Origin of the sequence: Candidatus Poriferisodalis sp. (assembly GCF_965208485.1) — a bacterium.
GTDB lineage: Bacteria > Actinomycetota > Acidimicrobiia > Acidimicrobiales > Poriferisodalaceae > Poriferisodalis.
Genome location: NZ_OZ242344.1, coordinates 3,634,760 through 3,660,353 on the forward strand (window position 1 = coordinate 3,634,760; position 25,594 = coordinate 3,660,353).

Consider the following 25,594-nt stretch of genomic DNA (forward strand, 5'->3'; position numbering starts at 1 on the left):
GTCACGCGACGGCCGCCTCGTAGGCGGACCGGACGAGCTTCGCTGTGCGGTGCCAGCTCAGTTCGGAGGCCCGCGACAATGCTGTCGCGGAGCGCCGGGCATGCTCGACGTCGTCGGTCACCACCCAGTCGATGGCGGCCGCCATGGCGTCGACATCATGCGGATCGACGACCGAAGCCGGGTCGGCGCACACCTCCTCGGTGGCGGTTCCGCTGCTGGTGACGACGGGTGTGCCCTGCGCCATCGCCTCCAGGACGGGCAGGCCGAAGCCCTCCATCAGGCTCGGGTACACCAGCACTCGGGCCGCCGCGTACAGCGGGTCGAGCCAGCCGCTCGGCACGAAGCCGACTCGGATCACCTCGCAGCCGGCGGCTCGGCTCAAGGCGTCGACCTCCCCGTCGCGGATTCCCCAGCCCTGCGGTCCGGCCAGCACGATCGGAACGCGGCTCGTGGTGCGCCCTGCCGCCTGGAGGAGACCGGTCAAATTTTTCCGCGGTTCGATGGTTCCTACCCACAGGACGAAGATCTCGGGGAGGCGGTATCGCTTCCGCACCGCGGCGACAGCATCGGCACCGGCCCTGGTCCTCGCCGTTCCGAGCGGCGCCACTCGAATCCGCTGCGGGTCGATCCCGTGCTTTGCCAGGCCGGTCGCGGTGGCCTGCGACGGCGCTATCACGGCGGCAGCGCGCGACTTGATCAGCCCGAATGCCTTGACAGCGAATCTGGCGCCGCGCCGAGTGAACCATTCGGGGTGGCTCAGGAACGCGACATCGTTGACGGTGGCGACGAGCCGTGCTCTGCCGGCCGGCGGCACCGCGCCTCCGGTGGCGTGGACAATGTCGACCCTGCCCGTGACCAGCTCGACCGGGGGCATCCTCAGGTGATGCCAGGCGTCATAGAGCACGCGTCGGGGCACTGGCAGCTGCCGGACGTCGAAGTCGGGCTCGAGGTCGCCGGGCGGGGGGCGTCGGTGGCAGGCCGCGACGCCCACCAGTTCAATTCCCTCCAGGCTGTTCAGGGCGCCGAGTGTGCACATGGCTGCCGTGGCTGTGCCCCCCGGTATTCGGTGCCAGCACTGCTCCACGACAGCGGCCACCCGAATCATGGGCGGAGTCTCGCACGGCCGTTGCGGGGATCGCGCTAATTTCTGCGTGCGATGCCAGACGCCGACTTTGCCTCCGGCCGGGTCTTCGTGACCGGCGGCACGGGGTTCCTCGGCCGCGCCGTCGTGGCCGCCCTGCGGCGACGGGGAGTGAGCGATGTGATCGCGCCGTCCAGCCGGCAGGTCGACCTGCTCGACGCTGACGCTGCCCAAGCTGCGTTGGCACGGGCCGAGCCGCACACCGTGATCCACCTGGCCGCTCGGGTGGGCGGCATCGGCGCCAACATGGCACGACCTGCGGACCTGTACTTGCAGAACATGCTGCTGGGCATCAACGTGATCGAGGCGGCCCGCGCCGCAGGCGTGCCCAAGACGGTGGTCGTGGGCACGATCTGCTCCTATCCCAAGCACACGCCCGTGCCCTTTCGGGAGGCGTCGCTGTGGAACGGCTACCCCGAGGAGACGAACGCTCCTTACGGCATAGCCAAGCTCGCGCAGCTCGTACACCTTCAAGCCAACCGGGCCCAGTACGGACAGCGCAGCGCGTACTTGATGCCGACCAACCTCTATGGGCCTGGCGACAAGTTTCATCCTGACGTGAGCCATGTGATTCCCGCGCTGATCCGCAAGTGCGTGATCGCCCAGGAGACCGGCGCCGACCGCATCGAGGTTTGGGGATCGGGAACCGCGAGCCGGGAATTCCTCTATGTGGACGACGCGGCGGAGGGAATCGTGGCCGCGGCCGAGCACTACGACGGCGCCCTGCCGGTGAACCTCGGCGCAGCGCAGGAGGTGACCATCGCCGAGCTGGTGGAGATCATCGCCGACGTGTGCGGATTCCAGGGGAGCATCCAATGGGACGCGTCCCGCCCCGACGGCCAGCCGCGCCGCTGCGTGGATGCCACCCGGGCATGCGAGTTGTTCGGATTCCGTGCCCGCACGGATTTTCGCACCGGTCTGGCCCGGACCGTGGACTGGTACCGGTCCCATCGCGTTGAGGCGGAATCACGGCGCACATAAAGGGGGACGGAGCGCGAAGCGCCGATCGCTAGCGCTTCGACTGCGCCCGCCCAGTTCGTCAGCGGGTGTGAGCGCTTCAGGCCTCTTGGGCGTCGCGCATGTCGGGCGCTGAGATGCCGCCGACGGGGCTCGTGGGGTGCGACCGGCGATCGGTGCCCCCGACTACAGCCATGAGCGGTGCAGGTCGCGCCGTTGGGACCGGCCTGCTGTCTCGCGCTCCGCGGTGGCGTGAGCGCGAGCGCGGGATGGCGACGCCGCTCGGCCTCTGCCGGCTGAAGAGGCCGGCCTCGTCTGCCAGCACCCGGTCCTCGTACTCGTCGAACCAGAGGGCTTCGGGATTCCGGCCGACAATGGTCACCTTGCCCCGATCGGGCGCGTGGGCCGGGTTGCGCAGCACTTTGAAGATCACGACGCCGTTCTCGGCCCCCCGCAGACCCGCGATGGGACCGTCGGTCACCGCTGAGACCTCTGTCTTGCCCTTGTAGTGCACAATTGTCAGCCGCGCATGCGACTCGACACCCGAGAGGCCGCGCTGAGACTCGTTGAGCAGCTGCCACGCCCGCTCGATCGGCACGTTGAACGCCTTGTACGCCACGATGTTGCGCCCGCAGAAGAAATAGTGATTCTCGACGCCGACGCTTTTGAGGGTGCGCTGCAGTATCCGCAGGGATTCAGCGTCGTCGTTGACGCCGGCGATGATCGGCGTCTGGTTCTCGACGCTGATCCAGCCGCGCGCAACCAGCGCATCGAGGGCCCGGCGCGTGCTCTCACGCCATTGCAGAAAGCCCTTGTCGTCGGCGATATAGCGACCCTCAGAATTCTTGACGAGGAACTCGTCGGGATGGTTGAAGTGGATCATGAACCGCATCGCGACGTCCGGATAGACCTCGTGAAAGCGATCGATCATCGCGAAGAATGCATCGTCGAAGCGGTCGGGGTAGAAGGCCAGCTCCTTGGTGCCGACCCGGATTGCCTCCGTGCCTGCTTCGGCCAAGGACGTGAACCACCCAGCCAGCTTGGAATTGGGCAGCACCATCGGGTCGCCGCCGGAGAGCAGGATCTCACGCAGCTTCGGTCGCCCGGTGTCTGGATGGCTGCCGCCGTTTTGGGCTACTGCCTCGTTGTGCGTCCTGATGTAGTCGCTGATTTCCCCAACACTCGCCAAGCCCTTCTTCTTGAGTGTGCCGTCGGCGCGCTCGATTTCCTTGCGCCCGATGAGTTCTTCTCTGTAGCAGAACCTGCAGTGTGCTGAGCATGTAGAAATGACGTACAGCAAACCCATCTCATACTTATGCAAGAGACCTTCGATTGGGCTGTAATCAAGCTGATTCGCGGGATCCGGATCTCCCTCCAAATCTACAGTTTCGTCCGGGGACGCTTTCACGAGTTTCTGCAGCGCAGAACTTGCCGTTGCCATTTCGAAATAATGGAGGGTGAGCTTGACGGGCATTCGCGCTTCGACATCGCGCTCAGTGCCGCGCAATTCCTGTAAGCCTGCGAGCTCTTGAGAGGTATAGAAACTCTTGAATTCTTCAGGTGCAGAGCCACTTATGAAGGGCTCGAGACCATTGACAATCTGACGGTCGTATCTGGGGTTCTCGACCGCATCAAGAACCAATCGTTCCCGTTCTGTTGGCTGATACTTGCTCTTGCTCATCGCCTCTCTCGCTTTCTTCAGGCAGGTTCGTATCCCACTCTCGGCTCCTACCATAGGGAGACGCGGGGGTGAATTGCAAGTGGGTTCGATGGGAAACCCGCGCACCACTGCGCGGTACAGCGACAATTGACCTGTGCCGAAATGGCTCCGAGACGGTCTCGCCTGCTCGCAAATTTGCGGGATCGGGCGATCGCGAGTCTTGCCTAAGGCAGCCCCGGAGGCGCAACGCTTAGGCTCTGGCGCTGTGACGGCAGGTCGCGTCGAACCGGTACCGGAGACACTTCTGGCGAAGATTGTCAAGGCATATGACATACGTGGAATTTGTCCTGACGAACTGGAGGCGGCCACAGCGCGGGCGATCGGCTTCGCCTTCGCCGAATGGTCGGGCGCTGCGCGGGTAGTGCTCGGCCGAGACATGCGCCCGAGCGGCCTCGAGCTGTCGGAGTCCTTCGCAGATGGCGTCCAGATGGCCGGGGCCGATGTCATCGATCTCGGGCTCGCGTCGACGGACATGCTCTATTTCGCGTCCGGTCATCTGGATATGCCGGGAGCGATGCTGACGGCCTCCCACAACCCGGCCGAGTACAACGGCATCAAGCTGTGCGGGCCGGGTGCTGCGCCCGTGGGCGCCGACAGCGGCCTCGCCGAGATCGCACAGCGCGCCGCATCCGGCGCCGTCGTGGCCGACGTCCGAGGCCGTCGTATCCGACGCGACCTGCTCGACACGTTCGCGGACCACGTCCGCTCGTTCGTCGACATCGAGCATATGGTGCCGCTGCGTGTCGTGGCCGATACGGCCAACGGCATGGGCGGACATGTCGTGCCGACGGTCTTCGGGCCGCTGCCGTTCGAGGTCGAACTGCTGTACGGCGAGCTCGACGGCACGTTCCCCAACCACCCGGCGGATCCCATCCGGCCCGAGAATCTCGTCGATCTGAGCGAACGAGTGCTGGCCACCGGCGCCGATGTCGGACTCGCCTTCGACGGCGACGCCGACCGGGTCTTTCTTGTCGACGAGCAGGGCCGCGCCACGAGCGGGTCGCTGTTCACCGCACTGGTGGCACAGGCCATGCTGCGACGTCACGGGTCGGGACCGATCCTCCACAACCTGATCTGCTCCCGGGCCGTTCCCGAGGCCATCGCCGAAGCCGGCGGCCAGCCGGTGCGCACCAGGGTGGGACACAGCTATATCAAGGCCGAGATGGCCCGCACCGGGGCCGTCTTCGGCGGGGAGCACAGCGGCCACTACTATTTTGCTGGCAACTACCGGGCGGATTCCGGCCTCATCGCTGCACTGATCGCCCTCGAGACGCTGAGCAGTGCCGGCATGCCGCTGTCCGAACTGCTTGCGCCTCTCGACCGTTACGCCTCGTCGGGCGAGATCAACACCCGTGTCGCCGATGTCGACGAGGTGCTCCGTCGCACCGCGGCCCGCTTCGCCGGGTTCGCGCAGGACTGGCTTGACGGGTTGACCGTCGACGGAGGCGACTGGTGGTTCAATCTGCGGCCGTCCAACACCGAGCCGTTGCTCCGCCTGAATCTCGAAGCCCGTGACGCCGACGCGGTGACCCAGCATGTGAGCGAGATCAGCGCGCTGCTGGCATGATCGTCGCATGGATCCGCAACCGGTGGCCCAAGGTGGCGCCCCGCGAGTCACGGGATGCGTACGTGGGTCTTGATCCGGTCTTGGCAGAGATCTTGGCCTGCCCCCAGGACAAGGGGCCGCTGTACTACGTGGGTGATGCCGACCTGCTGTACAACCCGCGCTTGGGACGCGCCTATTCCATCGACGGCGGCATCCCGGTGCTGCTGATCGACGAGGCCACCGAGCTGGACCCGCCCACCGCAGCGGCACTCGACGAGCGCATCGCGAACGGCGAGATGAAGCCGACCTTCGAGCCGTGACGGACAGATCGCATCCGTCGGCGCCCAGAGCACCGAGATCCCCCTCATGACGTCGCCGCAGGACGTGACGGCACTCGGCGACGACACCTTGGGCATGGCTGCAGCGGTGGAGGCGCTGCCTAGCCAGCTCGAAGCTGCGCTCGACGCGGCCGCAGGCATGAATGCCTCTGAGTGGGCCAGCGATGTGCCGGTTTCCGATGTGCCGGTTTCCGATGTGCCGATTTCCGATGTGCCGATTTCCAATGTGATCGTGATGGGCATGGGCGGTTCGGGCATTGCCGGCGACATCGTCGCGGCGCTCGCAGCCCCGGTGATGTCTGCGCCGGTGGCTGTTGCCAAGGGCTACGAGTGCCCAGCGTTCGTCGGCCCATCGACGCTCGCCATCGCGGTCTCCTTCAGCGGCAACACCGAAGAGACGCTCGAAGCGGCGTCAGCAGCCCACGACGCCGGTGCGTCCATGATTGCTGTCACCTCAGGCGGGCGCTTGGCTGATCTGGCTCGTGAGTGGGGAGCGCCTCTCTACGAGGTCGATGCCAGCATTCCGATGCCGCGAGCTGCTGTTGGCGCCATCTCGGTCGCACCGCTCGTGGCCCTTGAGCGCGCCGGCCTGCTGTCGGGAGTCGCCGGCTGGGTTCGTGCCGCCGTTGCCCAACTGCAGGCCCGCCAGCACGTCGTTGCCGCGGATGCCTCTCACGCCTTCGGCGACGGCCTCGATGGCCTCATTGCCGAGGTGGGCACGGGCGAACTGTTGGCGGTCTTCTACGGCGGGGGCGCTCTCGGCGCAGTCGCGGCAGGCCGGGCCAAGGCCCAAGTCAACGAGAACGCCAAGCTCCCCGCGTACGCGAGCGCCATGCCGGAGCTGTGTCACAACGAACTCGCTGGCTGGGATCTCGCAGGCCGGCTAGTGCACGGCTCGCCGCTGGCGGTGATCGCGCTGCGGCACCAGTTCGAGCACCCGCAGATCCGCCGCCGCTACGAGTACACGCGGCGGGTGCTCGGCGGCGCCCGCATCGCGGTGCCGTACAGCGAGCTGCACGCTGCCGGTGCGGGACCCATGGCGCAACTGTTCGATCTCATCTACCAAGTCGATGCCCTCAGCCTGCGCATGGCTGCGGCCGCTCGCCGCGATCCAGGTCCTGTCACGCTGCTCACCGGTCTCAAAGACTTCCTCGCCGACGGTACGTCGGCCTAGCGTCGGGAGCGGCTGAGCCGAGTGGCGGAACGGAGACATGTGTGATCGATTTCGAGGTTGCTGATCTCAGCTTGGCAGCAGCCGGGCGGCGTCAGATCGAGCTGGCCGAGACGGAGATGCCCGGTCTCATGGCCCTGCGCTCTCAGCACATGGACAGCCGGCCGCTGCGGGGTGCCCGCATCACCGGCTCGCTGCACATGACGGTGCAGACAGCCGTGCTCATCGAGACGCTCGTCGATCTCGGCGCTCAGGTGAGATGGGCGTCGTGCAACATCTTCTCCACCCAGGACGAGGCTGCCGCCGCGGTGGTGGCCGGCCGTGACCCAACGAGCGCTGACCCAACGAGCGCAGTGCCCGCCGGGGTGCCTGTCTTCGCCTGGAAGGGCGAGACGCTTGATGAGTATTGGCGCTGCAACTACCGGGCGCTGCGCTGGCCGGACGGCGGAGGACCGACCCTGATCGTGGACGACGGCGGGGATGCCACCTTGATGGTCCACCTCGGGTCGCGCTACGAGGCCCAAGGCGCGGTGCCGCAGCTGCCGGCCGACGGTTCCGATGCCGCCTCGCCGGACGAGGTGGCCGTGCACAGGCTGCTCGCCGAGCTGCAGCAGGCAGAGCCGGGCCTGTGGACGCAGATCTCGGCGGGAATCCGCGGCGTCTCGGAGGAGACCACCACCGGGGTGAACCGGCTCTACGACATGGCCAGCCGCGGGGAGCTGACGTTCCCGGCGTACAGCGTGAACGACTCGGTGACCAAGTCCAAGTTCGACAATCTCTACGGCTGCCGGCATTCGCTCATCGACGGCATCAACCGGGCGACCGATGTGATGCTCGGCGGCAAGGTGGCGTTCGTGGCCGGTTATGGCGATGTCGGCAAAGGCTGCGCCCAGGCGCTGCGCGGCCAGGGATGCCGGGTGATCGTCTCCGAGATCGACCCCATCAACGCCTTGCAGGCCGCGATGGAGGGATTCGACGTCGACCGGCTCGAGAATGTGCTCGGCATCGCTGACATCTACGTCACCGCGACCGGCAACCGCGACATCATCTCGGCGGAGCACATGTCTGCGATGAAGCACCAGGCGATCGTCGCCAACATCGGGCACTTCGACAACGAGATCGACATGGCCGGTCTGATGGCGATGTCCGATGTGCAGCGCAGCGAGATCAAGCCCCAGGTGGACGAGTTCGTCTTCCCGAACGGCAATTCGGTGATAGTTCTGGCCGAGGGGCGGCTGGTGAACTTGGGCTGTGCCACCGGGCATCCCAGCTTCGTGATGTCGATGAGCTTCACCAACCAGGTGCTCGCCCAGCTCGAGCTGCATGCGCACGCCGCTGAACTGACCAACGAGGTTCACGTGCTGCCCAAGCGGCTCGACGAGGAGGTCGCCCGGCTGCACCTGGGCAAGCTCGGAGCGAAGCTCACCCGGCTCACGCCGTCGCAGGCCGACTATCTCGGCCTGAACACCGACGGTCCCTACAAGGCAGACCGCTACCGCTACTAGGAGGCTGCTGAAAAAGTCGATTTTCGGACGATTGCGTAACACAAACCAGCAGGTCAGGGACTTGCGCTCCCGGCCGAACCTGCATATTTCAGCATCCTGCTAGGTCCATACGGAGCTGCGCTGGAAGGTGAACCTTCCAGTTGTCGCACCAGTTGTTTCCCGCTCTTGTTCCCGATTCTCCTGCGATTGGGCTCACGGGCCGCTCGGGCCACGGTTTCGCCTGCAGGCTCAGCCTCTAATTCGCTTCAGCGATGGGAGGGGCCGCTTCTATCGTCGGCCCGTGCTGTTCGAGGTGCGGTGTCCTGGTTGCGGGCTGCTGGGGTGGTGTCCGTGTGCTGCGTGCGTGGAGGCACTGGAGGCGCCCGAGCCGGCGTCGGTGCCCGGTGCGGACTCGGTCGCGCTGCTGTTCTCGCACTCAGGCGTCGGACGCGAGTTCATTCATGCCCTCAAGTACCGGGGAGAGCGGGCGATTGCGCGGTGGCTGGGTGACTCTCTCGCCCTCACTCACCGCGCTGTCGTCGATGCTGGCCCAGTGGTCGACACGGCACCGGCTCTGCCGGTGCGCATCGACACGGTCACCTGGGCGCCCACGACGGCCGCTCATCGCCGGGCCCGCGGCTTCGACCAGGCTGAGACGCTGGCGCGTGCCACTGCGAAGGCGCTCAGGGTGCGTCCTGCGAGGCTGTTGCGGCGGATCGGTTCCGCAGCGCAGTCGGGCACCGGACGGTCAGCGAGGCTGGCTGGTCCCTGCTTCGGAGGTCGCGCGAGCGCGCGGGGCCGGCGGGTGCTGCTCGTCGACGACGTGCTCACAACCGGGGCAACGCTGGCGGCGGCGACCGCTGCGCTGGAGGGTGCCGGTGCTGCCGCTGTACATGTGGCAGCGTGTGCACGACGGGGTCGCAACCTCGTTCCCGCGGATGCCTAACATGGCACTCCCTTCATTCCGAGCAGTGCCGACCGAGCTGAGCACGTGCTCAGAAAGCTGAGGCGATGCAGATCACCATCACGGGTCGAAAAGTTCAGGTTCCCGACGATGTGCGGGCTGCGGTGGAGCGAAAGATCGGGGCCTTGGACCGATTCGTAGGTGGGCTGGATCGAGCCGAGGTGGTGTTCCGCGAGGAGAAGAACCCGCGCATCACCGAGCGTGAGCAGGTGGAGGTGACCTTGCTCGGGCATGGCCATCGGGTGCGTGCCTCGGTGGCCGGGGTGGACCAGCACCAAGCCGTCGATCTCGCGGTCGGCAAGCTGGGCAAGCAGCTGCGCAAGCTCAAGACCCGCGTGGTGCGGCGGCATCGCCCGAACCCGCAACGCGACGATGTGCACCATCCTTTGGCTCGTCTCGAGAACGATCTCGTCACTGATGCGGCGAGCGGCGCCGCAGCACCTCAGCGCGAGGCGAGTCCCGACGACCCTGAGTGGGTCCCGCGCATTGTGCGCCGCAAGACGTTCGACTTGGAGCTGATGGACCCCGCCGAGGCAGTTACCCGCATGCAGCTGCTCGACCACGACTTCTTCCTGTTCGTGAACGCCGACAGCGGCATGCCGAGCGTGGTGTACCTGCGCTCGGACGGCGATGCGGGACTCATCGAGATCGACACCTGACGGAGCAGACGCCTGAAGGCGCATCGTTCATCTCGGCGCCACCGATCACCTCCGATCCGCCGTTCCACGCCGACGCTCGCCGGATGCTGCTGCCGTTCTTCGCGCCTCCGGCAGTGGAGGACCTCGTTGAGGTCACGCGCAGCATCGCCCGTGAGCGCCTCGGCTCGAACCTCGCCCGGATGGAACTGCGGGCTGCGCTCGAAGAGTGGCTTGCGCGCTTCCCCAACTTCGAGCTCGCCACCGACGCGGACGGCCGCGGCGCGGAATGGGGCGGCTCGCAGATCCGAGGCCCCCGCAACCTGCTAATCCGCGTCGGTATCTGAGAGCTCGCAGCCGAAGGCTCTGCCGGGCGCGTACCTCCACAGGGTGTGGACTCTCTGAATCCCTAGATTTCTTGTCTCTAAATCCTTGAAACTAAAGTCTCTAAATCCCTAGAAAACAAACCTCGGAATCTCTGATTCGAACTACAGTCCAAGCATGCCGCAGCCCATTGACCGGCGAATAGCCATCAACGTGCTGGAACGGCTGCACGACGAACCGGTGGTGGCGCTGCAGGGGCCGCGCTCGGTGGGCAAGTCGACTCTGCTCGCTGAGGTAGCCCGTCGGCATGATGTTGCAGTGATCGACCTTGACCAGCCAGCGGTACGCGACGCGGTGTCATCCGATCCCGCGACCTTCGTCTCGGGGACCGCACCCGTGTGCATCGACGAATTCCAGAAAGCACCCGTGGTTCTCGATGCCATCAAGGCCGAACTGAATCGGGACCTTGCGCCCGGGCGATTCGTCATCACCGGTTCGACGAGGTTCGATGCCCTGCCGGCCGCAGCGCAAGCGCTGACCGGACGGATTCACGTCGTCGACGTGCTGCCGTTCTCACAGGGCGAGATGTCGGCACACTCCGAAGGCTTCTTGGAGACGGCGTTGAGCGATCCCGAATCACTCGTGTCGCCGGTTCAGTCGAGCACGACTCGCGCCGATTACATCGACCGGCTCTGTGCCGGAGGCATGCCGCTTGCCGTTGGACGGAGCCCTGAGGGCCGCCGCCGGTGGTTCGACGACTACGTCCGGATGTCATTGGAGCGCGACATCCGAGACTTGACGAATGTCCGCCACGGCGAGCTCCTGCGGGCGCTGCTGCGGCGTCTCGCCGGGCAGACGGCACAGGTCTTGAACATGGCGAAAGCCGGCAGTGCCGTCGGATTGAAAGCTGCGACGACGGAGACCTATACGAGACTGCTCGAGGCCTTGTTCCTGATTCGGCGGTTGCCTGCATGGGGTCGCACGCTGCGGGTTCGTGCGGTTGCTTCGCCGAAGATCCATGTGCTCGACAGCGGCTTGGCGACGCGCCTGCTGGGCATGACGCCTGAACGCTTGGCTGGACCCGACCCGGCAGCGCGCGTGGAGTTCGGTCATCTCTTCGAGACGTTTGTTGTCGGGGAGCTGCTGAAGCAGGCGTCATGGACAGACGACATTGCGTCTGTGGGGCATTGGCGGACACACGACCGGCAAGAGGCAGATCTGGTCGTCGAGCGCATCGACGGGTCCGTCGTCGCGCTGGAGGTCAAGGCGGCGTCCCGTGTCGAGCGTCGCGACGCAAGCGGTTTGCGCGCATTGCGTGAGACATTGGGCGACGGCTTTCTTGCCGGCTTTGTGATCTGCGCGGGCGAAATGAGCTATCGCTTGGACGACCGGATCTATGTGGTTCCGGCAGATCGCATCTGGAGTGCCTGAGGGGACATCCGCCGCTGCCAAGCCCGCTCTTCACGGGTGGTTCGGACGGCTATTCCGCCGGGAAGGGGAGCTGCAGCCACCACGGGCGGCTGACGGGCTCGATGCTGCTCACCCACTTGACCCACCAGAAGCCGCGTCGTCCCGGCGCGACCAGCCGCACCGGGGCGCCGTGGCCGCGACGCAGGGGTTCGCCGCCGTAGCCGACGGCCAAGTAGAGATTGGCTGCGTCGCGAGCGGGGAACAGGCGGCTGTAGCCGGTGAGCGACGTGACTTCCAGCGTCGGCGCGTCGGATTCCGGCAGCAGCTCGGCCAGCGGTACCGCGTCCCACGACTGGCGGCTCCACCATCCGCCGGTGCAGTCGAGGTCGGCCGCCAGCGGTGCCGCCTGGGCGCCCAAGGTCTCGAGCTTCACCGGCTCGCCTGCGACCGTGAGCTCCCAGTCCGAAGCGGCCACACTGGGCGATCGGTCGTTGAGCCACATGGTGGTCGGCATCTCGGCTGGGTTGAACGAGCCGATCTCGTGTGAGCCGGTGAAGCGCCGGTTGTCGCCCACCACCAGTTGCTGGACCCAGTACGCGGCCCCTGCGGCGACCAAAGCGAGGCCCCCGCCCACGAACGCTCGTCGGTCGAGGTCGGCCAGCTTCGGGCGACCCGGACGGCTGGCGATGTGCCACACCAGCAGCGGGGCCACCAGTGCGACCAGCAGGACATGGGTCCACAGTGCCGACCAGTAGCCCACCCCGTGCCACAGTCCGGTCGCGTGCAGAACACCGAGGACGACGGTGGCGGTGACCAGCGCCCCGAGCAGCATCGACAGCCACCGGGTCGCTCGCCGGCGCTTCAGCCCGGTGCGCACCGAGCCGCGCAGCTTGGCCGGGGCCAGCGCCAGCAGGCTCAGGCCCGCGAGCGCATGCGTGACGGTCAGCCAGCGCCCCCAGCCGGTTCCCACCGCCCACGACGCCAGCCCTGTCCCCACCGCCGCTGTGGCCGCGACGCCCAGCAGCAGATCCACCTGCCGCGCCGTCAGTCGCGCGCCGAGCCGCTTGCCAAGACTCATGCCATATCGAATCACGCCGTTCTCGCCTGACCGTGCGGCTGGCGAGACATCCCGGCCGCCATAGCGCTGCAGCATCTGCGGCGACCGCGAGACCGGCAGCTTCATTCTTGAAAAGCCGCCATCTGGTCAGAGATTTTCAAGACAAGTGCCAATCTGCGGGACTCGCGGAGGGCAGTGTCCATGTCTGTTATTCGCAACATCTATAAATGCCCTATAATTTAGACATTCGCAGATGTCTGCAATTCAAGACAGGAACGGACGCTCGTGGCTCAACAATCAGCACAAGAACGAGAGTGGGGCGCTGTGACCAATCGGCCTCAGCTCGGCACCGTCTTGCAGCGCGTCCGACAAGCCCGTGATCTCGCTCAGATCGACCTCGCAGCGGCAGCGGGCGTTCAGCGATCCACGATCAGCGCCATCGAGAACTCTCAGCGCAGCGTCAACATGGAGACGCTCATGCGACTGCTGGACGTTCTCGGCGTCGAGTTCTGCGTTCGTGACCGCATCGACCACGAGTCGAACATCTCGGCAGACGCTGTTGCGGCGAGTCACTTGGAGTTCGATCACGATGCATGACTCCCTCGACGTGCTGTTGCATGGCGAGCCGACGGCGTCTTTGCGGCGAACAAGATCGGATCGTCTGGAATTGCAGTATCGCCGCGCTGAAGGGCTGAGCGTCAGCCTCTCGATGAAACCCAGGGCCAAGCCGTATGCGGGCGAGGTCGTTCTCAATTGGATCGACAATCTCCTGCCGGATGATGAACGCCTGCGCTCGACTTGGGCGCGAGACAACAAGGCAGCCTCGACTTCGCCGTTTGACCTGCTCGCCACTCCCATCGGCGAGGACTGTGCCGGTGCCGTGCAGTTCGCGCCCAGCGAAGAAGTGGACCGTCTTCAGTTGCGCGGCGGCGATGCCGAGGTCGCCAGTATCGACTGGATCGAGCAACGGCTTGCTGAGTTGCGTCACGCCGCCGACACGTGGCAGAGCTTGGACCACTCGCTCTTGATGCACAGCATCGGCGGTTTGCAACCGAAGCTGGGTCTGCACCGGCTCGATGACGGGCAATGGGCCCGACCGCGCGGCGACATTCCCACCACGCACATCCTCAAGCCAGCACCGAGGGCTGAATGGTCGCACCTCGACCTCAACGAGCACATCTGTTTGACAGCAGCGCGCACGCTGGGCGTCGCCGCGGCGACTACCAGCTACGAGCACTTCGGTGAGCAGTCCGCTTTGATCGTCGAGCGGTTCGATCGCCGTCGAACCGGCGGTGTGTGGCGCCGGTTGCACGCTGAGGATCTGTGCCAAGCGTTCGGATTGCGGCCCGATCAGAAGGTGGAGGACCGCGGTGGTCCGAGCATCCGAGCGATCAGCCGACTGCTGCGCACATGCGCACCGAATGCTGCTGAAGGCGACGACGCAGTGCGTCGTTTCGCGCAAGCGTTGGTGCTCAACTTGGTGATCGTCGGCAGCGACGCCCACGCCAAGAACTACACGCTGGTTCATCGCAGCGACAGCACGGCGACCCTCGCTCCGCTCTATGACGTAGCGAGCAACCTCGGCCATGTGCGAGCCTCACACGACCCAGCCGAGTATGAAGCCATGGTGCTCGCCATGCGCTTCGGCGACGGATACACCATCGGCGGCGCAACCGCACCGAGTGCCTGGCGGACTCTCGCCGATGAACTCAGAATCGATCGCGACTTCCTGACCGAACGAGCACGGCACTTCGCCGACGGCTTCGGCGACGCAGCACAAGCCGAGATCGCCCGCCTCGATGCGGCCGGCCGACTTGACGAAGCCGAACACGACTTCTGCGCTCGCATGATGTCCCGATTCCGCATCTGGGAAGCACACCTGTGCTCACTGCCGGCACTTCGCAGCAGCAAGCCCGCCCGGCGGGCATCGCCTCGAGCCGACGCTCAACCACCATCGAGGGCGATTCGATGCAACCAGCGGCTGCGCCACGGAGCGCTCTGCAATCGGCGCCTGAGGGATGCCCCCTGCCCGCTCCACCCCAATAGCCCCGGCAGCCGCAACATCCGAGCTCGGTGAACGCAAGGGGATCCCAAGCGTAGTGAGCTGCAGCGGTGCCAGCGGAGTTGCGGACGGCTCGCCGATCAGCGCTCTGTACCTCAAAGCGACGGGGTTCAGCCCCTACGCGTACCAACGGCGCGTCGCCGAGGAGGGGCTTCCTGAGCTGCTGCAAGTTTCCACTGGTTGCGGAAAGACGGAGTCGGTTGGAGCGACGCCGACTGGCGACTCAATCCTGACCGTGATGCTGTGTTCGTCGGGACGATCGACATGCTCTTGTCCCGAGCCCTCAACCGCGGATACGCCGATCGCCGGTGGCATTGGCCAATGTCCTTCGGCGGATTCAATAGCGGAACGCACTGGGTGTATACAGATGCCGCCCTGTCCGAACCAGGTCCGGCAGGCAAGATCGTCGTCAGCACGCAGGTTCTCGAAGCTGGCATCGATCTTTCAGCCGCGCTCCTGTTTACCGAAGCGGCTCCGTGGCCGTCGGTCGTGCAGCGCGCCGGACGCTGCAATCGGGCTCGTCCACCAGCACCCGCAGCGACGCGAACATTTCGGGCATGCGCTGTGCCTCGTCGATCACGATGGTCTCCCCGCGATCGCGCAGGGCGAGCATCGGCTCGGCCAATCGGTCGCGGTCGCGGTAGTCCTCGAGGTCGAACAGTGCCGCAGGCGACGGATCGATGACCCGACGGACCAGAGTCGACTTGCCCGCCTGGCGTGGCCCGGTCAGCAGCGTCACCGGGGCGTGAGCAACCGCATCACGCAGCGCCCGCTCATCATCCGGCCGAGGCACGAACTTCACGCCAGCAACTCTATCCTTGAAAATCAAGCAAGCAATAGCGGGTTTTCAAGGAAATCGCGGTATCTGGGCACGTGTGCTCAGGGCTTGGCGCTTCAACCGATGACGCCGAAGGTGTTGAGCCAGATCGGCACTCCTAGGGAGAGTCCGACCGAGATCATGGTGCCCGCCAGCCAGTAGTGGCGATGCTGGGCGGCGCGCCGATCCTCGGCGCGTTGTGCTGCGTGCTCGCCGCGCAGCGCGGCAAAGCCGGCGTTCATCTCGTCCTTGGTGGCGAACGTGGCGGTGTGCGCGATGAACTCGGCCGTGTGTCGTGATAGTTCAGCAGAGAGATGGTCTTTGGTGACCAGGTCCGACAAGGGTGCCGGTGCCAGGCAGGCCATCAGATACTCGGCCAGCGGCTCGTCGGTCTGCTCACGCAGCCAAGCATAGAGACGGATTCGCTGCTGTTCAGACATGTTGTCCTCCTGATGCGATCGGTTCTGACAGCGAACCCTAGAAATTCCATGTCGATGGTTTCCATGTATTTTCTGTCCCGACACGCTCCGCGATGCGGCGAACCGGGTTCCGCTGGCGCCGCCGAGTTCACCTGAGTAGCAAACCGCCTCGCGTACGGCCGCGGCACGGGTGGCGAATGCGGCTCGGGCTAGCCGGCTCAGGTCAGAGCGCTGATGGTGAGCGGCACCCAGATGGTCAGCATGAAACCGGCCATGGTGACCATGAGCATCCGTGTCTGGCGCACCAGCGCTGCGTCGACGTAGCCGCGCATTCGTTCTTCGGACGCTGCGAGGTCGTCTTTGGTTGCGAGGAAGTCGGTGCCGTCGGGGTAGACGCACTTCATCAGCGTGGCGGCCGGCTTCTCGCCGAGCGTGTCGATGAGCTTCTGCACCATCTCGGTCCGTTCGATCTCGTCGATTGCCATGGGTGTCGCTCCTGAATGTAGGTGTGGCCAGGAGAACGCCTCCGACGATCTCGGACGGCGGCCGGCGCGGACATGCGCAGCGGACGTAGGACTCCGAGGCGAGACGGCCTTTGCACTGCGTTGTACTCTTAGAGGGCGTGGTAGCGACTAACGCAGCTAGGGTGTACCTTGTGATTGAATTTGGAAGGGAGGTAGTACCCATGCATCGAGAGCAGATCATGATTCGGCTGCGGGCTCAGCGACGGCAATCGGTTTTTGGAAGGGACTCGGACCTGCGGGCTGCGAAGGTCAAGCTGACGCAGACGAACGGCCGATGGACGACGTTGTGGCGGAAACCGTGGCGCGTTGGCCGCTGACGCGATCGCTATTGCCGCTGCTGAGTAGCGGCCCTCATTGTAGAGAGGGTGCGGTCGCGACGTTGGCGCAGACCGACTTCACTTGCCGGAGAAATCTTCGGCCCTCATTGCTTCCTGGCGACCTGCGGGAGCGCTGCGGAGCAACCCACCCGTTCGTGTCACACCCCCGCGCGAGAGTGTTGAGTACGCCTGAAGGCGTTCCCGAGAGGAGTTTGCACCATGTCCGAACTGACCTATGAGAAGTTGCGGGATGCCGTGGCGGGCGGGGCCGTAGCGCTGCGCTCGATCATGAGCCTGCAGCCAGCCGACGGTGCGGGGGGCAAGGTGTTTCCGCCGACCTATGCGGTAGCCAACAACGCACCTCACAAGTACGCAGTGGAGGAGCGGCAGGTCGGTGAGCGGATCGTGACGACGGTCCTGCTGGACTCCGTTGCATCGCAGGCAAACCGGGCTGAGCTAGCGCTGCTGGAAGGCTGGGAGGCCGGCGAGCTGAGCTTTCCCGTCGCTTTCGTCGACTTCCGCGGCCAAGAGGGCGTCGACGACATCGGCCGACTGACGGTGCTCGAGGCACCGCATCGCTTGGCGGATGCGATCTTCCGTGACAGCTTGCTCGACGGCACCCTGTTCCGACTGTCGGATGTCGGCCGGGAGATCACCGATGCACAGCCTCGCAACGCGACCGCGATGTTCCGCTACGCGCCGACGGCACTGCTGTTCGGCCAGTGGGACTCCACCGGTCCAAAGGGCGGTCTCGGGGCGAAATTCCAGCGGGCCTACGTGTCCGAGGTAGTCGGGTTGGATGCGCAACCAGGGGTGAAGGTCGGGAGCCGGATTGACCCGCTGCAGATTGAGCGCGACGCCGCCGTCATCTTTGAGCACAAGGACCCAGATCAGCGCTGGACACTCGATAAGGACGAGGCTGCGGAGGAGAAGGGCAAGGCCAAGACTGCCGGCTCGGATGGCCGTCCGTCCCAGATCAACCACGGGAACATCCCACCGTTGATTGATGATCTCGCCGGAGGGGTGACGATCTCGTCTGCTCGCCAGACCAGCGTGCTGTCGTTGGCGGCCCTTCGCCGGCTCAAGTTCGCTGACGCAGGTCGCGAAGGGGCGCTGGCAGCTCGGACGGCGGTTGCCGCGCTGGGTGTCGCCGCCATCGCGTACGGCTATGAAATGGACTTCGATCTGCGATCACGTTGCCTGCTCATCCCGGAACGCGCGCCGTCGGTCGAGCTGGTCCGACGTGATGGTTCGGCGCCTGAGGCAGTGGAGATCGGTCGGGCGGCGAGCGCCGCGCTGGTCTCTCAAGCGGCCAGTGCTGCTGCAGAGGCGGGCATTGGCTGGGCAACCGACGAGATCAAGCTCCTTCCGGCCCCCAAGCTGGTCGAACTGCTTCGTCGCAGCCGGGAGGTGTCCGCTCGCGAGGACGTAACGGAGTCGGCATGATCGCCATCGAAGTGGTGCTCCTGACTGGCCGCTACGTCGCGACCGCTCATCACGACCGTCGTGAACACGAGTGGCCACCTCACCCAGCGCGCGTGTTCTCTGCTCTTGTCGCGACATGGGCGGACGCCGCCGAGCCCGATGCCGAGCAGCGGAAGGCTCTGGAGTGGCTCGAGCGCCAAGACCCACCTGAGATCGCGGCCTCTCGGGACGACGATGTGGCGGTCCGGCGTGCCGTGAGCCATTTCGTGCCGGTGAATGATGCATCTGTGGTCGCGGGTGCTCAGTACCGCACGCGCGCACGGCGCCTCGCCGAATTCGTCGATCAGTACGAAGATGAGGCTGAGTCATCCGGCAACACGCTGACTCGCAGCGCTGAGCGCCTACGCGACAAGATCGACAAGGAACGCGCTGTTGACTCGCTCGTGACTACTGCAGGCAAGACCAACCCGACTGCAGCAGCGCAGATGCTGCCTGATGGTCGTACCAAGCAGGAACGCCACTTCCCGTCGGTGACGCCTGCAGATTCACGCGTGGTCTACCGGTGGGATGCTGACTTGGACGCAAGCAGCCGAGCGGCGTTGGGTGAACTGTTGGCTGGCGTGACCCGGATCGGCCATTCCTCTTCGCTGGTGTCGTGCCGGTTGACCGAAGAAGTGCTGGAACCGACTCTGCAACCAGGTGCCGGCACGCGGATGCTTCGTTGCACCCAACGAGGCCAACTCGCAGCGCTCGAGCAGATGCACGCCGGGCACGCAAGTATTCGTCCACGCTCTCTGCCATTCGTTGGGGTGCCGTATAGCGAGGCTGAAGACGGTCACGATCACGACGGCGTCGCCATTCGGCCCGACCTCGCAGGCGACCTAGTGGTCTTTGAGTTGCCGGCTGAGGCCCGTCGAATGCCGGTCACCCGAGTGGTTGAGTTCACCCAGGCGATGCGCGGAGCGATCTTCCGGCATGCCGCCGACCCACTTCCCGAAGGACTGAGCGGTCACACGCCTGATGGCGCGCCGAGCCGCGATCCGCACGCCGTATTCCTGGGTCTGCCCTTCGTTGGCCACCCCCATGCTGATGGCCGCCTGATAGGTCTGGCGATGATGCTGCCTGCTGGCATGAGCGACGACGCACGTCATGCAGCTCTGCGGGCAGTAGGGCATTGGGAAGAAAGCACCGGACCTCGCGGCCTGTGCATGCTGATGCTGCCCGGCGGCCGAACCTTCGACTTGATGCGTAAGCAGCCGCCATTCGAGCTCAGCACCTTGCGTACCGCCACGTGGTCGCGGCCTTCGTCGGAGTGGATCAGCGCAACGCCGATCGCGCTCCCGAAGAATCCCGGCCGGTTGACCTCCGGGTCGCCGGCCGCGCGGGCGAGGGCATGGGCGGCGGCTGAGGAAGAGGTGCGTCAGTCGTGCATACACGTCGGGCTGCCTGAGCCGGCCGCAGTTGCAGTGTCGCTGGACCCGCTGATTCCCGGCGGGCGGCCAGCCGGTCACTACCCCGCCTTTGTGCAGGGCACTCGACGGGGCGATGGCGTCCGCCGCCGTTTGGTGCACGCCGCGGTGCGGTTCGATGAGGACATCAGCGGACCGCTCGTACTGGGCTCGGGCAGATTCCTCGGTCTCGGCCTCATGCGACCTGTCTTGCGGCAGCACTCGCTCACCCGGGACGGCGACCCGCAGGTCGGCCATGAGCGCTGAACTGCTTTCTGCCGCTGACTTCGAGGAGTACTTCTTCTCAGTTCACGGTAACGAGCCCTATCCGTGGCAGGTGCGTTTGACAGACCAAGTACTCGCCGAGGGTCGATGGCCGGATGTGATCGACCTGCCGACTGGCGCTGGCAAGACGGCAGTGCTCGACTCAGCGGTCTTCGCGCTCGCCGTCCGCCCCGAGGTGTTCCCGAGACGCATCGTTTTTGTCATCGACCGTCGCATCGTGGTCGATCAGGTGTGCAAGAGAGCTCGACAGATCAGCGAATCCATTCGTGCCGCGGACAGCGGGGTGCTCGCCAGAGTGCGCGGAGCGCTCGGCGAGGTCGCCGGTGATGCCGATTCGCACATAGGTGTTTCTGCGCTGCGCGGCGGCATTCCGCTTGACAACGACTGGGCAACACGGCCCGATCAGCCGTGGGTGATGGTCTCCACGGTGGATCAGTTCGGTTCGAAGCTGTTGTTCCGCGGCTACGGCATCAGCGAAGTGATGCGGCCGATCCACGCCGGACTTGCGGGCAATGACTGCCTGGTCATCCTCGATGAGGTTCACCTGAGCAAGCCGTTTGCCGCCACGCTGCGGGACGTGCGGATCGAGCCGTCGGCGAACTCCTTCAATGGTTCATTGCTGCCCCAGCGAGGCGGGATCGTCGAGATGTCTGCCACACCGTTGATTGCAGACGGGGTCAGGTTTGCGTTGCATCCCGGCATCGATCTCGAGGGCGGCAGCGAGGCCGTTGCGCGGCTCAGGCGTATCGCTCGGTCCGCCAAGCGTGCTCGCTTGACCGAGGTAACGGGCCGGGACGCGCATTCGGCACTGCCCAAAGAGGTCGTGCGAATAGTCCAGGAGGACTTGCGCGGCGACGAGCGAAGCATCGGCGTGATCGTGAACCGCGTCCGCACGGCGCGCGAGGTGCAGCGCGCCTTGTCCGAGGCCGGCGTCACGGCGCACCTTCTCACCGGTCGCATGCGACCGCTGGACCGCCAGCGACGACTCCGCAAAATCGAAACTCTGGTCGCCCCAGACAGGCGCGACCCCGATGCGGAGCGCACTGTCGTTGTGGCGACCCAGGCCATCGAGGTCGGCGCCGACTTCAGCTTCGATGCGCTCGTCACCGAGGCATGTCCGCTCGACAGTCTCCGCCAGCGCGTCGGCCGTCTCGACCGCCGCGGCACCTTGGCTGAGCGCACAGGCGAGCCCGCACGCTGCTGGGTGCTTGGCCTCAAAGCAGAACTCGCGAGCAAGCGGCCCGACCCGATCTACGGGGAAGCCGTTCGGGTGACGTGGAACGAGCTTTCTGCTCGGGCCGTTGACTCTCAGATCGACATCGGCCCTGCGAGCAAGCAACTCAACGACTTTCCCCGAGAGGCGGGCGCGCCAGCCCGAACGGCCCCTCTGCTCCTGCCCACGCACATGGACGCATGGACACAGACAAGTCCCGAGCCGCTGGTTCAGCCCGAGATCACAGACTTCTTGCACGGCTTCGACGACAACCCGCCCGAGCCCGAGGTTGCCCTTGTGTGGCGCCGGGACCGCAGCACAGAAGCGCTGCGATTGGTGCCGCCCCGTCCAGCAGAACAGCTGCAGGTGCCGCTCTCAGCCGCCAAGGCATGGCTGCGAGGCGCCGACGAGACACCGGTCGCCGATGTCGCGAGCGCGGCTACTGATGCTGGGCGAGGCAGGGCTGACGATACGTCGACCGCTCCGTTGTCGAGATCAGTCCTGCGGTACATCGGAGGCAACGACGTCGTGCAGCCAGTCGATGTCGAGGACATCGGGCCCGGCGATGTGCTGCTGGTTCATCCACGCATCGGCGGCCTCAGCGAAGGCACTTGGAACCCGCTCCACACTGAGAAAGCTGACACTCGACCAAGCGCCGGAGGCGGATTGGCAGTGCCTGACTCGGCAGTGGATGATCTCGGCGACGAAGCCCAGTGGGCCTACCAGCGTCGCCGCACGATTCGACTCGACGGACAGCTCGAAGACCAGCTCAGAAAGTGGCTCGGTGACGATGCGCCGACGATGCTCCGGCCGACCAGCGACGAAGCACCGGGCGACAGCTTCGCTGAGGAGAACCTGAGCTCGCCCAAAGAGAGCGCACGGCGGTGGATCGATGATGTGCTCGCTCACGCCCCCGTTGCGGTACCGCTGCATTTGCAGTGGCTCGCGGGCGATCCAGACGCCGATGACGAAACAAGACTCGGCACGCTTCACGTCCTGAAGTCCGGAGAATTCGACATCGAGCTGGTCAGCGGCCCGGTTAACGGGCTGAGCCCTCGCCAGCCATCGGAGTACTACTACGTCCTCGCCGAGCGCTCCGTGGAGTCGACAACGCTGTCGAACGATGACGATGCATCATTGACAGGCACCGGAGTGCCGTTGGCAGCACATCTCAGCGGCGTAGGCCAACGTGCTGAAGACTTCGCTGTGCGACTCGGGCTGTCGCCGGAGCTGGCGAGCGACTTGAGACTCGCAGGCGAACTGCATGATCTCGGCAAAGTCGACACCAGATTCCAGGCGCAGATGGTCGGACACGATGCAGTCAGACTGGCAATGCAGGCGGCCCCACTCGCGAAGTCACTTCGAGGTGTTCGCACCCGCCCTGACGCTTGGCCGCCCGTGCGCCACGAAGTTGCGAGCGTGGCCTTGGCGCAGTCGGCAGACCAAGTCCTTAGGCAGGCCGACGATCCCGACCTGGTGCTGCATCTGGTTGCGACCCACCACGGCAGAGGCCGACCGTTGCCCCGCATCGTCCGAGACGACTGCCCTCAATCCCTCAGGTACGAAATGGGGGGCGTCGTGCTGCGCGCTCGAACCGACTTCAGCGAAACACCCTTGGCGCTGGACATGGCCGATCGCTTTTGGCGGCTCAGCGCCAAGTACGGGCACCACGGCCTCGCCTGGCTTGAAGCCATACTCCGCCTAGCGGACCACCGTCAGAGCGAGGCCGAAGCGCTCGGCATTGGCACTGCCGATTCGGAGGCCCGCTGATGTCGGAGCTGGAGCTACCGGGATTGTCTGGCAACAACCCGCTCGGCTTCATGGCCGCGCTCGGCGTTCAAACGGCGCTTGCCGAGACGAATGGTGAACTGCGTCTTGGGTGGACCGACTCGCTTGTTCCGACCGCGATCATCGACTCGGAATATGGCTTGGACGAAATCACTCCACGCGTTCTCTCAGTGGCGCGGAGTTGGGCTGCAGGCCCGGCGCTGAATCCCGTGCCGGAACGCGATGATGTCAAGTTCCCGGCGAACGGAATCCGGGACTACCTAGACCGGTCACGCGGCTTGAGGGACGGAGCCCTGGCGATGTCGCTGGTTGCGGAGAACAGTCTTGACGCGATGTCCGGCACGAAGGCGAAGCCGACGGACCTCGATTTCACGTCCGGGAATCAGAAGCTTCTCGAAATGATGAGGAGAATCCTCACGGAAACGCGTCTTGATGACATTGCTCAGGTGATGTCGGACTCATGGCACTACAGCGACAGGCTGCCTTCGCTGGGTTGGGACGTTGTCGACGACCGCCAATATGCACTTGAGGCGTTCGATCCGACGGACTCCAAGAACAACCCCAAGCTCGCTTGCCCGGGTGTTCAGTGCCTTGCCATCTTGGGAATGCGCAGCTTCCCGGTGTTTCGCGGCGGTCGGAAGACCGCGACAGCGGCGTGCCACGGCACGTGGAATCAAGGCTGCTTCTCGTGGCCGCTCTGGGCGCACTCGGTGTCACTCAGCGTCTCGCGGACGCTGATCGCGCATGCATCGATTCCGCCCGACGACGTGGCTAGCGCGGGCTCAGATTCGCCCACGTCTCGTTCCCGTCAGTTCGCCGGCTGGGGACTCTTCCAAGTTCTGGCTTCGAATATCGACAGGTCCAGCAAGTACGGGCGGTTCGGTCCTCCTCGGGTGATCTGGCAGCGTGACTGAGGTACCTGATCTCGTTCCGGCCAGGATGGTGAACGAGTTCGTGTACTGCCCGCGGCTGTTCTATCTCGAGTGGGTCCAGAGCAGGTTCGAGGACAACGCGGACACCGTTCATGGCCGTTACGTGCACCGTCGTGTAGATGAGGGCGGCGGGCGCATGGGCGGGTCGTCGGAAGACGATCCGGTGAGCAATGCACGTTCGGTGCTGGTCAGCTCGGAGCGGCTGGGGCTCATTGCCAAGACGGACATTGTCGAGGGCTTCGACGGCAGGGTCGTGCCTGTGGAGGTGAAGCGAGGCCGGCCGCCCAACCATGGTCCGGCTTGGGAGCCGGAACTGCAGCAGTTGGCAACGATCGGACTGATTCTGCGTGACAGCGGGTATGACTGCGATGAGGGCCAATTCTATTTCGCGGCCTCGCGCGAACGAACAACCGTGGAGTTCGACGACCGCCTGCTGGGCAAGACGCTCGACACCGTCGAGCGGCTGCGTCGTGTCGCGGCTGCCGATGATGCGCCGCCGCCGCTGGTGGACAGCCCGAAGTGTCCGCGCTGCTCGCTGGTGGGCATCTGCCTGCCCGATGAGACCAACTTCCACACCGGGCGCGTGGAGGGCACGCCGAGGCGGTTGACGCCGCGCGACTCGGAGGCACGGCCGCTGTATGTGACCGAACAGGGCGCTCGGCTGGGGATCAGCCAGCGGCGGGTGGAAGTGAAGGTCAATCGTGAGGTGGTGCGCAGCGATCGCCTGATCGACATCTCGCAGATCAATCTCAGCGGGAACGTCCAGGTGTCGACTCAGCTGCTCCACGCGGCGTTCCGGGAGGACATCCCGGTGTGCTGGTTCAGCTACGGAGGCTGGTTCCAGGGGATCGCTCACGGCATGCCGTCCAAGCATGTTGAGCTGCGCCGGCGCCAGGTCGCAGTGGCGGCCCAGGCGGGTCTGCCGCTGGCGCGTCAGATGATCGTCGGCAAGATCCGCAACTCCCGCACCCTGCTGATGCGCAACTCGCGCGAACCGGTGGACGCCGCGGTCGGGCAGCTGAAAGAACTCGCGACGAAAGCGGCGGAGGTCGATTCGGTCGAGTCGCTGCTGGGCACCGAGGGAGCGGCTGCCCGCTCGTACTTCGGCAGCTTCGCATCGATGCTCAAGGACGACCGCCTGGGCACCTTCGACTTCGCGGGACGCAACCGGCGCCCGCCGCGAGACCCGGTGAACTGCTTGCTGTCGTTCCTGTATGCCTTGTTGGTCAAGGACGTGACGGCTGTGGTGTATTCGATCGGCTTCGATCCGTACTTGGGCGTCTACCACCGGCCGAGATTCGGACGGCCTGCTCTCGCCCTTGATCTTGCGGAGGAATTCCGGCCGATCATCGCCGAATCAGTCGTGATCAACGCGGTGAACAACGGCGAAGTGGCTGAGAACGGCTTCGTCGTCCGTGCTGGGGGAGTGGCGCTTGAGCAGGCGCCGCGCCGCGCCGTGATCGCCTCTTACGAACGCCGCCTTGACCACGAGATCACCCATCCCACCTACGGCTACAAGATCACCTACCGGCGTGTGCTCGAGGTGCAGGCACGGATGCTCGCAGCCGCCATGCTCGGCGAGATTCCCGAGTACGTGCCGTTCACCACGAGGTAAGT

At 65.4% G+C, this 25,594-nt stretch carries 22 protein-coding genes and 1 pseudogene; 17 read left to right on the plus strand and 6 right to left on the minus strand.

From position 1 onward, the window contains the following. Position 1 precedes the first annotated feature (1 nt). Positions 2-1,105, minus strand: coding sequence for a glycosyltransferase family 4 protein (locus tag ACOGXQ_RS16910; protein ID WP_419944774.1), 1,104 nt, complete (start codon positions 1,103-1,105; stop codon positions 2-4). Between the two features lie 51 nt (positions 1,106-1,156). Between ACOGXQ_RS16910 and ACOGXQ_RS16915 the strand changes: the two genes are divergently transcribed. Continuing rightward, on the plus strand, positions 1,157-2,122 hold the full coding sequence (locus ACOGXQ_RS16915) for a GDP-L-fucose synthase family protein (RefSeq protein ID WP_419944775.1): 966 nt from the start codon (positions 1,157-1,159) through the stop codon (positions 2,120-2,122). Positions 2,123-2,198: 76 nt separating this feature from the next. Here ACOGXQ_RS16915 and ACOGXQ_RS16920 read toward each other — a convergent pair whose 3' ends face one another. After that, positions 2,199-3,905, minus strand: coding sequence for a hypothetical protein (locus ACOGXQ_RS16920; protein WP_419944776.1), 1,707 nt, complete (start codon positions 3,903-3,905; stop codon positions 2,199-2,201). Positions 3,906-4,023: 118 nt separating this feature from the next. Between ACOGXQ_RS16920 and manB the strand changes: the two genes are divergently transcribed. The 8 genes from manB (at position 4,024) to ACOGXQ_RS16960 (ending at position 11,711) form a co-directional block, all read left to right on the plus strand. Next, positions 4,024-5,385, plus strand: a complete 1,362-nt coding sequence (manB, locus tag ACOGXQ_RS16925; protein WP_419944777.1) for a phosphomannomutase/phosphoglucomutase — start codon at positions 4,024-4,026, stop codon at positions 5,383-5,385. A gap of 62 nt (positions 5,386-5,447) precedes the next feature. Further along, complete coding sequence (locus ACOGXQ_RS16930) at positions 5,448-5,684, plus strand: Trm112 family protein (protein ID WP_419947421.1); 237 nt, start codon at positions 5,448-5,450, stop codon at positions 5,682-5,684. Positions 5,685-5,730: 46 nt separating this feature from the next. Further along, positions 5,731-6,876, plus strand: a complete 1,146-nt coding sequence (locus ACOGXQ_RS16935; RefSeq protein WP_419944778.1) for an SIS domain-containing protein — start codon at positions 5,731-5,733, stop codon at positions 6,874-6,876. A 44-nt stretch (positions 6,877-6,920) separates the two neighbouring features. After that, a complete protein-coding gene (gene ahcY, locus ACOGXQ_RS16940) occupies positions 6,921-8,378 on the plus strand; it encodes an adenosylhomocysteinase (protein WP_419947422.1) in 1,458 nt (485 codons plus the stop codon). Between the two features lie 343 nt (positions 8,379-8,721). Then, positions 8,722-9,303: a ComF family protein gene (locus ACOGXQ_RS16945; protein ID WP_419944779.1), complete on the plus strand. Its 582-nt coding sequence runs from the start codon at positions 8,722-8,724 to the stop codon at positions 9,301-9,303. Positions 9,304-9,368: 65 nt separating this feature from the next. Then, positions 9,369-9,980, plus strand: a complete 612-nt coding sequence (gene hpf / locus ACOGXQ_RS16950; protein WP_419944780.1) for a ribosome hibernation-promoting factor, HPF/YfiA family — start codon at positions 9,369-9,371, stop codon at positions 9,978-9,980. Between the two features lie 83 nt (positions 9,981-10,063). Beyond that, a complete protein-coding gene (locus ACOGXQ_RS16955; protein WP_419944781.1) occupies positions 10,064-10,303 on the plus strand; it encodes a hypothetical protein in 240 nt (79 codons plus the stop codon). A 154-nt stretch (positions 10,304-10,457) separates the two neighbouring features. Next, a complete protein-coding gene (locus ACOGXQ_RS16960; RefSeq protein ID WP_419944782.1) occupies positions 10,458-11,711 on the plus strand; it encodes an ATP-binding protein in 1,254 nt (417 codons plus the stop codon). Positions 11,712-11,760: 49 nt separating this feature from the next. Here ACOGXQ_RS16960 and ACOGXQ_RS16965 read toward each other — a convergent pair whose 3' ends face one another. Beyond that, a complete protein-coding gene (locus tag ACOGXQ_RS16965) occupies positions 11,761-12,873 on the minus strand; it encodes a molybdopterin-dependent oxidoreductase (protein ID WP_419944783.1) in 1,113 nt (370 codons plus the stop codon). A gap of 198 nt (positions 12,874-13,071) precedes the next feature. On the opposite strand from ACOGXQ_RS16965, the gene ACOGXQ_RS16970 reads away from it, so the two are divergent. The 3 genes and pseudogenes from ACOGXQ_RS16970 to ACOGXQ_RS16980 all read left to right on the plus strand — a co-directional run. Beyond that, positions 13,072-13,344, plus strand: coding sequence for a helix-turn-helix domain-containing protein (locus tag ACOGXQ_RS16970; protein ID WP_419944784.1), 273 nt, complete (start codon positions 13,072-13,074; stop codon positions 13,342-13,344). Then, positions 13,337-14,824 carry a HipA domain-containing protein gene (locus ACOGXQ_RS16975; protein WP_419944785.1) on the plus strand — a complete coding sequence of 496 codons (1,488 nt, stop codon included), beginning with the start codon at positions 13,337-13,339 and terminating at the stop codon, positions 14,822-14,824. The genes ACOGXQ_RS16970 and ACOGXQ_RS16975 overlap by 8 nt, the downstream gene beginning before the upstream one ends. A 360-nt stretch (positions 14,825-15,184) precedes the next feature. Further along, positions 15,185-15,346 (plus strand): annotated as a pseudogene (locus tag ACOGXQ_RS16980) (hypothetical protein); the annotation flags it as partial. Here ACOGXQ_RS16980 and ACOGXQ_RS16985 read toward each other — a convergent pair. From ACOGXQ_RS16985 to ACOGXQ_RS16995, 3 genes are all read right to left on the minus strand, one after another. Continuing rightward, positions 15,270-15,611 (minus strand): AAA family ATPase, encoded by a 342-nt coding sequence (locus tag ACOGXQ_RS16985; RefSeq protein WP_419944786.1) that lies wholly within the window; start codon positions 15,609-15,611, stop codon positions 15,270-15,272. The pseudogene ACOGXQ_RS16980 and the gene ACOGXQ_RS16985 sit on opposite strands and share 77 nt — an antisense overlap. A 92-nt stretch (positions 15,612-15,703) precedes the next feature. Next, complete coding sequence (locus tag ACOGXQ_RS16990; RefSeq protein WP_419944787.1) at positions 15,704-16,066, minus strand: hypothetical protein; 363 nt, start codon at positions 16,064-16,066, stop codon at positions 15,704-15,706. 197 nt (positions 16,067-16,263) lie between these two features. Continuing rightward, the gene (locus ACOGXQ_RS16995) at positions 16,264-16,530 is read right to left on the minus strand and encodes a hypothetical protein (protein WP_419944788.1); all 267 of its coding nucleotides are present in this window, start codon (positions 16,528-16,530) and stop codon (positions 16,264-16,266) included. A 575-nt stretch (positions 16,531-17,105) separates the two neighbouring features. Between ACOGXQ_RS16995 and cas7u the strand changes: the two genes are divergently transcribed. Genes cas7u through cas1 form a run of 5 tightly spaced genes read left to right on the plus strand, consistent with a single transcriptional unit; the run spans position 17,106 to position 25,592 of the window. Next, entirely contained in the window at positions 17,106-18,332 is a 1,227-nt protein-coding gene (gene cas7u, locus ACOGXQ_RS17000) for a type I-U CRISPR-associated RAMP protein Csb1/Cas7u (protein ID WP_419944789.1), read from the plus strand. After that, positions 18,329-20,026 carry a type I-U CRISPR-associated protein Csb2 gene (gene csb2, locus ACOGXQ_RS17005; RefSeq protein ID WP_419944790.1) on the plus strand — a complete coding sequence of 566 codons (1,698 nt, stop codon included), beginning with the start codon at positions 18,329-18,331 and terminating at the stop codon, positions 20,024-20,026. Before cas7u ends, csb2 begins: the two co-directional genes overlap by 4 nt. After that, positions 20,016-23,027, plus strand: coding sequence for a type I-U CRISPR-associated helicase/endonuclease Cas3 (gene cas3u, locus ACOGXQ_RS17010; protein ID WP_419944791.1), 3,012 nt, complete (start codon positions 20,016-20,018; stop codon positions 23,025-23,027). Before csb2 ends, cas3u begins: the two co-directional genes overlap by 11 nt. Further along, positions 23,027-23,959 (plus strand): hypothetical protein, encoded by a 933-nt coding sequence (locus ACOGXQ_RS17015; RefSeq protein WP_419944792.1) that lies wholly within the window; start codon positions 23,027-23,029, stop codon positions 23,957-23,959. Before cas3u ends, ACOGXQ_RS17015 begins: the two co-directional genes overlap by 1 nt. Further along, positions 23,952-25,592, plus strand: a complete 1,641-nt coding sequence (cas1, locus tag ACOGXQ_RS17020) for a CRISPR-associated endonuclease Cas1 (protein WP_419944793.1) — start codon at positions 23,952-23,954, stop codon at positions 25,590-25,592. Before ACOGXQ_RS17015 ends, cas1 begins: the two co-directional genes overlap by 8 nt. Positions 25,593-25,594 lie beyond the last annotated feature (2 nt).